Origin of the sequence: Roseovarius sp. (assembly GCF_048262375.1) — a bacterium.
Classification (GTDB): domain Bacteria; phylum Pseudomonadota; class Alphaproteobacteria; order Rhodobacterales; family Rhodobacteraceae; genus Roseovarius.
Map to the genome: position 1 here is coordinate 1 of NZ_JBLXFE010000043.1, position 10,891 is coordinate 10,891.

The 10,891-nt window shown below is 58.7% G+C and carries 11 protein-coding genes; 4 read left to right on the forward strand and 7 right to left on the reverse strand.

Annotation, left to right across the window (positions count from 1 at the left end):
- From ACN0SW_RS19555 to ACN0SW_RS19580, 6 genes are all read right to left on the reverse strand, one after another.
- Window positions 1–878: acetamidase/formamidase family protein (locus ACN0SW_RS19555; RefSeq protein WP_417729589.1), on the reverse strand; the 878-nt coding region annotated here is incomplete at its 3' end.
- A gap of 31 nt (window positions 879–909) precedes the next feature.
- Window positions 910–1,515, reverse strand: a complete 606-nt coding sequence (locus ACN0SW_RS19560) for a DUF2062 domain-containing protein (protein ID WP_339856410.1) — start codon at window positions 1,513–1,515, stop codon at window positions 910–912.
- Between the two features lie 154 nt (window positions 1,516–1,669).
- Window positions 1,670–2,485 carry a phosphonoacetaldehyde hydrolase gene (phnX, locus tag ACN0SW_RS19565; protein ID WP_417729590.1) on the reverse strand — a complete coding sequence of 272 codons (816 nt, stop codon included), beginning with the start codon at window positions 2,483–2,485 and terminating at the stop codon, window positions 1,670–1,672.
- A 17-nt stretch (window positions 2,486–2,502) separates the two neighbouring features.
- The gene (locus tag ACN0SW_RS19570; RefSeq protein WP_417729591.1) at window positions 2,503–3,639 is read right to left on the reverse strand and encodes a TIGR03364 family FAD-dependent oxidoreductase; all 1,137 of its coding nucleotides are present in this window, start codon (window positions 3,637–3,639) and stop codon (window positions 2,503–2,505) included.
- 75 nt (window positions 3,640–3,714) lie between these two features.
- Window positions 3,715–4,293 carry a PAS domain-containing protein gene (locus ACN0SW_RS19575; protein ID WP_417729592.1) on the reverse strand — a complete coding sequence of 193 codons (579 nt, stop codon included), beginning with the start codon at window positions 4,291–4,293 and terminating at the stop codon, window positions 3,715–3,717.
- 216 nt (window positions 4,294–4,509) lie between these two features.
- The gene (locus tag ACN0SW_RS19580) at window positions 4,510–4,974 is read right to left on the reverse strand and encodes a TIGR01244 family sulfur transferase (protein WP_339856420.1); all 465 of its coding nucleotides are present in this window, start codon (window positions 4,972–4,974) and stop codon (window positions 4,510–4,512) included.
- A gap of 265 nt (window positions 4,975–5,239) precedes the next feature.
- On the opposite strand from ACN0SW_RS19580, the gene ACN0SW_RS19585 reads away from it, so the two are divergent.
- Window positions 5,240–6,391, forward strand: coding sequence for a pentapeptide repeat-containing protein (locus tag ACN0SW_RS19585; RefSeq protein ID WP_417729593.1), 1,152 nt, complete (start codon window positions 5,240–5,242; stop codon window positions 6,389–6,391).
- Window positions 6,392–6,409: 18 nt separating this feature from the next.
- Here ACN0SW_RS19585 and ACN0SW_RS19590 read toward each other — a convergent pair whose 3' ends face one another.
- On the reverse strand, window positions 6,410–7,525 hold the full coding sequence (locus tag ACN0SW_RS19590; RefSeq protein ID WP_417729594.1) for a hypothetical protein: 1,116 nt from the start codon (window positions 7,523–7,525) through the stop codon (window positions 6,410–6,412).
- A gap of 171 nt (window positions 7,526–7,696) precedes the next feature.
- On the opposite strand from ACN0SW_RS19590, the gene ACN0SW_RS19595 reads away from it, so the two are divergent.
- From ACN0SW_RS19595 to ACN0SW_RS19605, 3 genes are all read left to right on the forward strand, one after another.
- Entirely contained in the window at window positions 7,697–8,938 is a 1,242-nt protein-coding gene (locus ACN0SW_RS19595; protein ID WP_417729595.1) for a pentapeptide repeat-containing protein, read from the forward strand.
- A 34-nt stretch (window positions 8,939–8,972) separates the two neighbouring features.
- Window positions 8,973–9,326, forward strand: a complete 354-nt coding sequence (locus tag ACN0SW_RS19600) for a hypothetical protein (RefSeq protein ID WP_417729596.1) — start codon at window positions 8,973–8,975, stop codon at window positions 9,324–9,326.
- 176 nt (window positions 9,327–9,502) lie between these two features.
- Window positions 9,503–10,792, forward strand: a complete 1,290-nt coding sequence (locus ACN0SW_RS19605; protein WP_417729597.1) for an imelysin family protein — start codon at window positions 9,503–9,505, stop codon at window positions 10,790–10,792.
- Window positions 10,793–10,891: the final 99 nt, after the last annotated feature.

Here is a 10,891-nt window from a genome sequence, read left to right on the forward strand (position 1 = left end):
TGGGTAACACGAAGATCCGCGGCAAGGCTGCACAGCATATAGGCCTCGGCCCGGCTGCGGTTCGTGCGGGCCGTGATCAGGTCGAGCATCTGGCGCAGGGCATCCCGGCCAGCCTCGTCCAGATCCTCGTTGAAGGCCATGGTGATGAAATGGTCCGGTGTTTCGGCGCGCGGCAGGGTCAGGCTCATGTCATCCCGCACGGTCAGGCGGAAGCGGCCTTCAAGGGCCGTCTCGATCGCCGTCACGCAGACCTCCCCGTCGCCCTGGGCGCCATGCCCGTCACCGGCGGAGAACAGAGCGCCTTCGACGAAGACCGGCAGGTAAAGCGTCGTGCCCGCCACCAGTTCCTTGTTATCCAGATTGCCGCCATTCGCCCGCGGCTGAATGGTGCTGACCCGGCCCCAGACCGGCGGCGGTGCAACACCCATCACGCCGAAAAACGGATTCAGAGGCAACTCCAGCCCCCACGGCAGGCGGCCGATATTGCGCTCGGTATCGATGGCGATGATGGAAAGCGTGACTTCATCGAAATCGTCCGGCAGCGCACCCTTGAGCGGCGCGCTGTAATTGAAACCCCAATCCTGCCGCACCTTCACGTCGAGAATATCGACCTGCAGCACATGGCCGGGCTTCGCGCCTTCGACATAGACCGGGCCGGTCAGAATGTGCCCCGGCAATCCCGGGCGCACCTGATCGATAACAGCCTGATGTTCCGGCAGAACCGTGTATCCCTCGCCGGGCAGCACCGGCGTGTCACCGGAGATCGACTGAATGGTGACTTCCTCGCCCGAGGCAACGGTCAGGGCCGGCTCCAGACCAGCGTCGAAGAACCCCCAATGAACCGTTTCCGGACTGCTCTTGAGCATATGCCCCCGCATAGCTGCTCCTTCCGTATCAAACGAGATGAAATCAGTGATGACTGTCGGCGGCCTGCTGGCCGGTCTTGAGCTTGAGCGCCGCCTGCTTGCGCTCGGCCTTCCGGGCCTGTCGTTCGCGTCGCGCGGTTTTGAAACGCTCGATATAGATGTGACTCCAACGATACCCGATCCAGCCGCCGGCGACCATCCATGGCACGCAGCCGACGAACAGGGGCAGGCCCCATTCATCCAGCATCGCCATGAGATAGACCCAGACAGCCGTGATTCCGGACACATCCTGACTGAGGATCATGTCCAGCCGGTCCGAGAAATGCCCGAACGCCGTCAGGTTTTCCCAACGGCCGAGCATCAGGTTCCCGGTCTGCAGGAAGATGTAATAGACGATCGGAACCGTGAAAACGTTGGTCGCCCAGGTCCAGGCGAGAGCCACGACCAGATTGAAGGTCCAGGACGGGCGCAGCAGCCGGAGCAAAGACCAGATGCCCGCCACGATCGGCATTTGCACACCGACCAGCGGCGTCAGCGAAACCGCGACACCAATGCCCACGCCCCGCGCCGTGTAATCCGGCAATCCGGTTCCGCGAAGGATCGGAATGACGAGCCGGTAACGCAAAAGGCGGTTGAGAGGAGTGATCATTGGTCGGTCAATTCGGAATGAGGGTGCCAAACAGCGTGACGGACCAGCCATAGCAAGCAAGAGGCGGCACCGCCACGTCACAGAGAGATGATTTCATGAATCTCTTTATATTTAGTGACCGGGAGCGCGATTACACGCCCCCGCACCCGATTCTCTAGGGACGTTCGCCCTTCGCCAGACGGGCCTCGATATCGTCCACGACGTCGAGAAGTGACGCGACGCTATCGATCAGATAATGCGGATTGCAGCTCCGCAACGTCTTTTCGGCCTGCCGTTTCTTCTCCGCGAAGGCCTCTTCGTCCAGCGCCTCGGTTTCTTCCAGCGACAACCCGAAAGCATTGCCGGAAACCGTGACCCCGACGGTCCAGCAGCCGGCCGCGTTACCTTCGGCAATGCCCGGCTCTGTGTCATCCACCTTGATGCAGGCCGAGGCCGGCCAGACATCGAGATCGAGGAAACATTTATACATCATCAGTGGCGACGGACGGCCGTGCGACAGATCTCCGGCGCAGACCATGTTGTCCGGCGCATAGCCGCGCTCCCGCGCGATCGGCACCAGCCGTTCCATGATCTCCCGGTTATACCCGGTCGTGGAGCCGATCTTCATGCCCCGCCCGCGCAATGCCGCGACCGTGTCCAGCGCGCCCGGAATGATATCGGCGAAGTCCGGAACCACATCGACATTCATCGGCACGAAAATCTCGTAAATCCGGTCAACATCGCTGTCGGAGAACGCCGCCCCGTGGGCCTGTTGCCATGCCTCCGCAATGCGCGGCTGCGTGCCGACGGCCTTGATGTGATCCCATTTCGGCAGGCCCATCGGAGCCCTTGCCTCATCGATGGAAATCTCGACATCGAACGCGGCGAACGCTCGCTGGAAAACGCCCATCGGCGCCCGGCTGCCGTGATCGACAATGGTTCCGGCCCAGTCGAAAATAACGGCTTTGACGTGGTTCTCGGCGGTGGACATCTGAAATTCCTTTTCGGTTAGGCGGCAGTCCCGTAAAGCGAGGCAATGGTCTCCTCACCGAGGGCAAAGGCGGTGCTCATGCCGGTGCCGCTGGAGACGACCAGCAGCCGCACCCCATCCTCCGGCGTATCGATGAAAGCGGTCCGGTCCGGCGCGGACGGGTAGATACCGGTCCAGCGCTCGATCACCCTGGGGTTCTCGAGCTGCAGCATCCGGCCGGCTTCCTCCATGATCAGATCTTCCACCACCGCCGGCGCGAAAGGATCCGGGGTTGTTGCATAATGGTGGGAATCACCGACGACGAGAGAGCCGTCCGCACCTTGTACCACGATCAGGTGGATGCCGTGTGCTAGCCATTGCGGCTGCTCCCGCTCCAGCCGCGCGCGCAGTACCTTGGAGGCCGCGCAGCCGGTATAGCCTTCGTAGCGCACCAGACTGAGATCCGACATGATCGCGCCCGGCAGTTTCCATTCCGGCGGCTGCGGAGCAACCCGCAGCATCTGCAGCTTGCAGAGCCGGAGATTGTAGGATGCAAGGCGCTCCGGATAGAGCGTCGCGATGTCGGGGCCGGGGCAGACAATGACCGACTCCGCCCGGATCGTCCCGGAGGTGGTCTCGACTATTTCCGGTGACACGCCGGTCACGGCCGTCGACCAGCGGAATTCCACACCGCAACTGGCTTCCAGATACTGCGCCAGCCGCGGCAGAGCCTGACGCGGCTCAACCCGCGCTTCATGCGGACTCCACAAACCGCCGAGCACAGTCTTCTGCCCCAGCATCGGTGCCTTCTCTTTGGTCTCTTCCGCGGTCAGAAGCGTGCAGCCGCGCCCCATATCGGTGGCGGCGAATTCTTCGAGGACGGCGACCGCTTCCGGTCTCTGGGCCGTCACCAGCAATCCATCATGCAGAACCGGGATGCCGGCCTTGGGGGCAATATCGCGCCAGATGGAAGCTGACTTGTACGCCCGCTCCCAGGTCTCCCCCTGTTTCTGCCCGGTGACGGTCACGAAGCCGAAATTACGGATCGATGCCCCGTTCGATTGCGCGTCCCGGTCGATGACGACGACCCGTTTGCCGCGCTTCGAGGCCGCGAGCGCACTTGCCAGCCCGCAAATCCCCCCGCCGACGATCGCAAGATCGAAGGTATGTCCCATATCATCCATCCGAATTGATCACCCCTGCCGATACCATAACGGTATGACAAAGAAGTTATCTAATCGAGTGCGGCCTCAGATGACGTCGGCACTTAAATGGGAAAACTTTTGGGAGACATCTTCCCAGGCACTCTGCGAGGGGGAGCCGTCCGCGGTGGCGCCGTCCGAAGCGATGAAAACCTGCGGCGGCATCGGGCCTTCACCCGTTTCGAAGACCTGACAGGTATAACACATGTCGGAGCGCGATCCGTCTTTGGACAGCGGCATCATAAGCCGGGAAGCCTTCACCAGGCGCCCCTGATCCCACCGGAACCTGCTGTGCGAAACCACGGCAACGCGCTGCTCGCAGGCAAGCATGTAGAGACCGCGAATGAATTCCAGATAATTGCCTTCGAGGACGGTGGACAATTCCATCCCGGTAATGTCCCGCCCGAAAAAATCCGTGAAATTTGTGCCCACGACCCTGTGCCGGACCGACTGCGTACGCGTATCCACGTCGGCCAAAAGGCTGTACGGCAGCAAAACCGGCCCAATTTCCGTCGGATCAAGATCACGCCGCAGCGGGATTTCATTCCCGCCTTTTATACCGATCCAATAGGCATACATCGCATTAAGCGTCGTACTGCCCAGAACCGCATCCGTTTCTAATTGCAACGCCTCTTACCCCAAATAGGAAGCGTATCAACCTGCACCAGAGTACAGGTTGATCGAGGCAACAACTTACCATTCAATTCTATTTTGTCTAAAATTTTTATCGGATTGAGCGCAGAAGTATAATTTAACTTTATTCTTGCAAAGGCAGAATAAAATAATGGCCTTCATTCATACCTTTGCACGAATTCCTTATATGTCAGGCTCCATGCCCCCGGCTTATCTGCCAAGCACGTCCCTGTATCCTTCCAGCAACGGCTCCACACCGGATAGATCATATCCTTCCCGCGCGGCCACGGATGTCACCTCGGCAATGGATTTCCCGTGAAAGCACACCTGGGTAAGCGCCCACAGGATGGTCGACCGGGTTCCGCTGCGGCAAAACGCAAAAACCGGCCCGCCGGCTGCTTCCATCGCCGCATGGTGTTCCGCGACCAGTTCCGGGGTCAAAGTCGGCAAGCTTATCGGAATAGAGACATAGGAGAGGCCTGCGGCTTCCGCGGCGGCCTTGAGATCGTCACCAACCGGCTGCCCCATCTCTTCGCCATCCGGGCGGTTATTGATGACCGTCTTGAACCCGAGATCCGCGATTTCACTCATTTCCTGAGGGAAAACCTGACCTTTTGCGGCATAGTTTTCGTCGATCTTCTTAAAGTCCATCGGGTTCGGCCCTTCTGCTTTCACTGAAACTCCGGGAAACAGTACCGGAGGTTGGCGCGGCGATGCGCACCGTTTTTTCTCGACTTAAGACAGCCAAGTGAAAAATCCCACCAATAGTCGTGGTAGGCTAGATCAATATGAAACTCGATCTGGTATATAAAACCTTCTACAAAGCAACCATACTGCTTGCTTTGCGTCTGCTCAGCATCGGATAATTCAGGTTTAGGGGGACTCTATGGCCTCAGGGTCATTAGATCAGCATCTTCTGCAAGAGGACGCCCAGAAATTCATGGGCACCTTCTTGGCAGAACACAAGAAGTGGCTCCAGCGTAAGCCCGGGGGCAAACAGTGCGACCTGTCCCGCCTGAATTTGCAGGGTATCAACCTTCAGAATGCCTTACTCGCCCGCGCCGTCCTGGTTGGCACTCATCTGCAGAATGCCAAGCTCGAGGGCGCCGATTTCAGCGAGTCCGATATGTTCGGCGCGAAGCTGCAGGGCGCGAACCTGCGCCGGGCCAAACTCAAGCGCACGATCCTGCGCGGGGTCAATCTGAAGAATGCCGATCTGTCTCATGCGGACCTGGAAGACGCGGACTTCCGCGGCGGACTGGTGCTGGGAGACTCGCCCGAGGAATCCCTCGGCATGGAACAGAGCGACCTCAGCGAATGCCTGATGGATTTCGCCCGCGGACAGCGTGCAAAATTCTCCAATGTCGATCTCAGCGGCGCCAGCCTCAGGGAAGCCAATCTGAAGGGGGCAGAGCTGTTCGGCTCGGATCTCTCAAATGTCGACCTGACGGGCGCCAATCTGGAAGATGCGGATCTTTCGGACACCCGGCTGACCAATGCCAAACTTGAGCGGACAATCCTGAAAGGGGCCCGCTTCGCGAACAGCATGGTCAGCGAAGAGGCCCTGGCGAAAGCCGAAATCGATTCCGATGCGCTCGACGAGATCAACAACGTCAGGCTCAGCATCGATCTGGACACAAGCGGCGACTTCAAGTCCCTGCCCCCGGAGCTGCGCACCGCTCTCGCGCAGCATTTCGAATGGCTGCAATCGAACGGTGCCCGCGGGTGCCGTGCGATCATCAAGTCCATGTCTCTCAGGAAGCTCAAACTGCGGCGGCAGAACCTGACCGGGGTCTCACTCTATTCCTGCGACCTCAGCGATGCGGACCTGTCTTTCGCCAACCTGGTGCTGGCGGATCTTGAAAAGTGCAACCTGATGAATGCCAGCCTGACTGGTGCACTGATGTTCGGCACAAACTTCAAAGGGGCCTTCATGAGCGGCGCCGACCTGTCGAACGCCCATGTCGGCGCCATGCCGATCTTCGGAGCGGACGGGAAACGGACGGGGAAAATCCGGAAAACGGACATGAGCACCGCGAACCTGAACGCGGTGAAATTCGATGGCGTCGATATGAATGGCATTGTGAAGTAGCGCACCCGACACCGCGCCTCAGATCTTTGCCGTCCCCCGAAGCTCGCTGTGCTGCAGCCCCGAGAAAACCGCGCTGCCATCCTTCATATGCGTATTGACCTTGGCATTGTAGCAAATGTGCTCGAAGCCATGCTTGTCGATGATCTTGATCTTCTGATTACGGAACCGCTCTTCGTCTTTCGGGCCGGTTAAGTAAAATTGGCTCTCCTTGACCTCATCGCCGAAAACTTTCAGCTTCTTGAAGCCGCTGAGAACCTTGTTTGCCGCCAGAACATAGCGTTGCGCGGTCCAGGCTTCCGGACCTTCCAGGGTGTTTGACCAATCCCCGACCAAAATCTGGTCCGCCCGCGCCTTGCCGATCAAGCGGGCCGCGTTAATGGTCACGTCCCCGACGATATATTCATGCCGGGCAACATATTTCGGGCTCGGCTCGTAGAACACGTAGTGGCTGCCGCCACTCAGGGCCATACGGAGATCAGGCAAAGGCATCTTGTCCGCCATCTCGCGCTGCAGGCTCTTGTAGTAAAGCGAGAACAGCGCCATCAGGACAAACAGGCTGACATCCTCGTCCAGGCCGGTCTCCAGATTCCATACGTAATAACCGTCACCTGTTGTCGAGCGCCCCATCGCCATCGGCAATCCCGCACGCTGGAGCGTCGCCTCGGCCAGAGACAGGCTGAATTTCAGCGTGGAGAGATGGCTGGCCTGCTCTTCGGGGGTGTGCTTCGAGAATCCGACCACGTCGATCAGGAAAACCGTGCGAAATGGCGCGAAACCGATCGAGTATCTCGACATCACGGATTCGACATCCTCGTGGGACAACCCGTTCGGCCCGCCGCCAATGGGAAATTCCAGCCTGATCTCGGTCGGCTGGCCTCCGATGAAATCCGCAACCTGTTTGAATGCGCCATCACTCAGATGACGAGGGCCTTCAAATACCCGGTTGATCGGATTCTTGAGCCCGAACAAACGGGTTTTAGGTAACAGAATGAGCTCAAGCCCCTTACCCGACGGGCGCCAGCCAACAACGGCATTCGAGCCGAACTGGGACAGCTCGAACAACAACCGGTTCAGAGACAGGCGCAGATCGTCGCGCCGCCCCGAGGCGTGATGTCTTTGAATGCCGTCCTGCATGGAGATTCACCTTGTGTAAAGGAATTGCCCATAGACTAGGATATCGCATGGCGGCCGGAAACTCCCATGCGCTCAAACAGCCCACGCATGAGGTTCATCATGTGAAGGCCAACATCGAAATAAGAAGACCTTCTGAGTACAACTCAGAAACGACCGGGGTATTGAAGCGTCATGACCGTGGCATTTGATAACACTGAACTCAAACCAGTCCCTGAAGAGGTTATGGCGGCGATCAAGTCCCACCATACCTATCTCTCCGGGCGGCCTGGCGGATTGCGTCTGAAAAACGACGATCTCGACGTTTCGCATTGCCGCTTCGACTATATCTCCCTGTCGCAAGCTGTTCTGCCCTGCGCCGAATTCTCCGAAAGCTCCTGCGTGCGCAGCGACTTCAGCGAGGCCGATCTGTATGGATCGAACTTTGCCTGGGCCAACCTGCAAGGCACGATCTTCAACAAGTCGGATGTCCGCGGCGCCAATTTCGTCATGGCGGACCTGACCGGCGCCTCAATGGTGAATGCGGATCTCCGGCCCGGTCAGATCGTACGCTGGTCCCGCAACAACAGCGGCGGTCCTGTCAGCACGAACCTCGACAGCGCCACTCTGAATGACGCCGATCTGAGAGGTGCGGATCTGCAGGATGCGAATCTGAAGAACACCCGGGCAATCGGCACCATGTTCGCCGATGACAACATGCATGCAACAAATATGGCCGGAGCGATACTGAACGGCGCCGATCTTACCGGCTCCAAACTGCGCGGCGCCGTGCTTGCCGGTGCGTCCGTCACCGGAACAAACCTGACCAATTGTGATCTTTCCGGCGCAAATCTGCGCAACGTCGATCTGTCCAAGGCGACCCTCCACAACACCAACCTGGACGGCGCCATCACACTGGAAAACGGCGCCGATCTGCCCGACGACATCGCGGAAATCATCCGGCAGCACAGCCAGTGGATTATCTCGGACGGCGAAGTAGGCGAGCGGGCCAATTTTGGCGGGATGGATCTGAAGGATCTCGTATTGACCGGCTGCGATCTGCGTGGCGCCCTTTTTGCCGATGCCCAGCTCGAGGGCACGCAGTTCAATCAGTGCGAATTGATGTTGGTGAATTTTTCCGGGGCCAACCTGAGCCGGGCCAGCTTCGTTGGTGCCACATTGCGCGGGACGATCTTCGCAAATGCCAGCCTGGTTGAAGCAAAGTTCCACGGCGCCCGGCTTGAGGTTGCTGAAATCTACAACGCACAACAACAGCGCACCGGCAAATCAATCCCCGTGCTCTTCAACGGTGCGGTATTGCAGGGCACGGATTTCTCCCGGGCCAAGATCAGTGGCGCGAACTTTACCGATTCGGTACAGTTCGGAACGATTTGGAACCATGCGAAAGTCGAGAACTGCACCGGCATTCTCGATTAGATCTGAGCAAATGGCAGCAAACACGAACAAGCCCATGACCAGCGTGCCCGGCAACCGGCGTGAATTTTCACGCAGGGATTCGTCATTGCTGGCCGAAATGTCGCTGTCGCCGGAATTCTCCGAATCATGGCCGGCGAAAATCGCTGATATCTCATTGGTCGGCATGCGCCTTACCGGAGAGCTTCCGCCGATTGCTGACGGCCCGGTTTATGTGCGCCTTGCGGGGACTCGCATCACCATCAACGGGCACTTCATTTCCCAGGGTGAAGGCGGTGTCCGGATCAAGATGGATCTGAATGATCTGCAACTGGCGGAACTGGTCGCACATTCAGATGTATATGCATCACTGGTTCTCGAAACGATTTCAGACGACCTTCCTCCCCGCTAATTCCGGCATACGGCCAGCAAAAACATTCCAAATAACTGATTTATATCATTTTTAAAGAAGACCAATTTAGTCACTTATTTGCTGTTGCAATTGAGAATGACTTTCAATAAGGTCCCTTCATCGACGTCGGAACCAGCGAGACGGAGATCTCGCGGACGGTCTTTGGAGAACGAGATATGCGAACGAAATCACTGACGAAAATGGCGATTGCGGCCTTTGCAATCGCAGGCGGTCTTTCCGCCGCGCCTGTTCAGGCAGACGACACGAGCGCGAAGAAAGACATCATCAAAACCTATTCGGACATCGCGGCAGCCGCCTATGGGGACTCCCTGGCAGGCGCCAAGAAACTCCAGAGCGCGATCGCGGCACTGGTCGCCAAGCCGACGGACGCCACACTTGATGCGGCCCGCAGCGCCTGGATTGAGGCTCGTGAGCCTTATCAGCAGACAGAGGCCTACCGCTTCGGCAATGCCATCGTCGACGACTGGGAAGGCAAGGTGAATGCCTGGCCGCTGGACGAAGGCCTGATCGACTACGTGCAGACGGACATCTACGGCACGGAATCGGACGGAAACCCCTATTACACGGCCAATGTGATCGCCAATCCGAAACCGGTTATCGCCGGCAAGGAACTGGATGCGAGCACCATCGACCGTGACCTTGTCCAGTCCCTGCACGAAATCGACGAGATCGAATCCAACGTCGCGACCGGCTATCACGCCATCGAATTTCTGCTCTGGGGCCAGGATCTGAACGGTACCGGCCCTGGTGCCGGCGCCCGCCCGGCAACGGATTTCAGCACGGAAAACTGCACACACGGGAACTGCGCCCGACGCGCTGCCTATCTCTCCACCACGACAGACATGCTTGTCGATGAGCTGGCATGGATGACGGCCCAGTGGGCTGACGGCGGTGCCGCGCGCACCGGTCTGGTTGAGGGCGACGCGGATCGCGGGATCGCCACCATCCTGACCGGCATGGGCAGCCTTTCCTACGGCGAGCTCGCCGGTGAGCGGATGAAGCTTGGCCTGATGCTGCACGATCCCGAGGAAGAGCATGACTGCTTCAGCGATAACACCCATCGCTCGCACTACAATGATGCCCTCGGTATCCGGAATGTTTATCTCGGCGAATACAAGCGGACCGACGGGTCCGTCGTGAAAGGCGCAAGCCTCTCCGCTTTCGTCTCCGGCAAGGACAGCAGCGCGGACACGGAACTGCGCGCCGCCCTGGATGCCACCATGAACAAGATGACCTCCCTCTCCGACACTGCGGAAAAAGGGGAGCGTTATGACCAGATGCTTGCGGAAGGAAACACACGGGGGAACGAGATCGTTCAGGCCGCTGTGGATGCCCTTACCGTGCAAACCAGGTCGATCGAGCGTGTCGTCGCAGCGCTCGGTCTGTCAGCCCTCGAATTCGAAGGTTCTGACAGTCTAGACAATCCGGGGGCTGTTTTTCAGTAACCGGTGCGGCACCAGCATATCTCTCCCACTCAAAGGGGACGGCTCACGCCGTCCCCTCTTTTCTGGTCGCACAGACCCACTTTGCGCTAGAACCGAATC

Excerpts from the sequence above, each read along its gene's own strand:
- ACN0SW_RS19560 (WP_339856410.1), bottom strand. The coding sequence starts at position 1,515 with ATGATCACTCCTCTCAACCGCCTTTTGCGTTACCGGCTCGTCATTCCG.
- phnX (WP_417729590.1), bottom strand. The coding sequence starts at position 2,485 with ATGTCCACCGCCGAGAACCACGTCAAAGCCGTTATTTTCGACTGGGCC.
- ACN0SW_RS19570 (WP_417729591.1), bottom strand. The coding sequence starts at position 3,639 with ATGGGACATACCTTCGATCTTGCGATCGTCGGCGGGGGGATTTGCGGG.
- ACN0SW_RS19585 (WP_417729593.1), top strand. The coding sequence starts at position 5,240 with ATGGGCACCTTCTTGGCAGAACACAAGAAGTGGCTCCAGCGTAAGCCC.
- ACN0SW_RS19590 (WP_417729594.1), bottom strand. The coding sequence starts at position 7,525 with ATGCAGGACGGCATTCAAAGACATCACGCCTCGGGGCGGCGCGACGAT.
- ACN0SW_RS19595 (WP_417729595.1), top strand. The coding sequence starts at position 7,697 with ATGACCGTGGCATTTGATAACACTGAACTCAAACCAGTCCCTGAAGAG.
- ACN0SW_RS19600 (WP_417729596.1), top strand. The coding sequence starts at position 8,973 with ATGACCAGCGTGCCCGGCAACCGGCGTGAATTTTCACGCAGGGATTCG.
- ACN0SW_RS19605 (WP_417729597.1), top strand. The coding sequence starts at position 9,503 with ATGCGAACGAAATCACTGACGAAAATGGCGATTGCGGCCTTTGCAATC.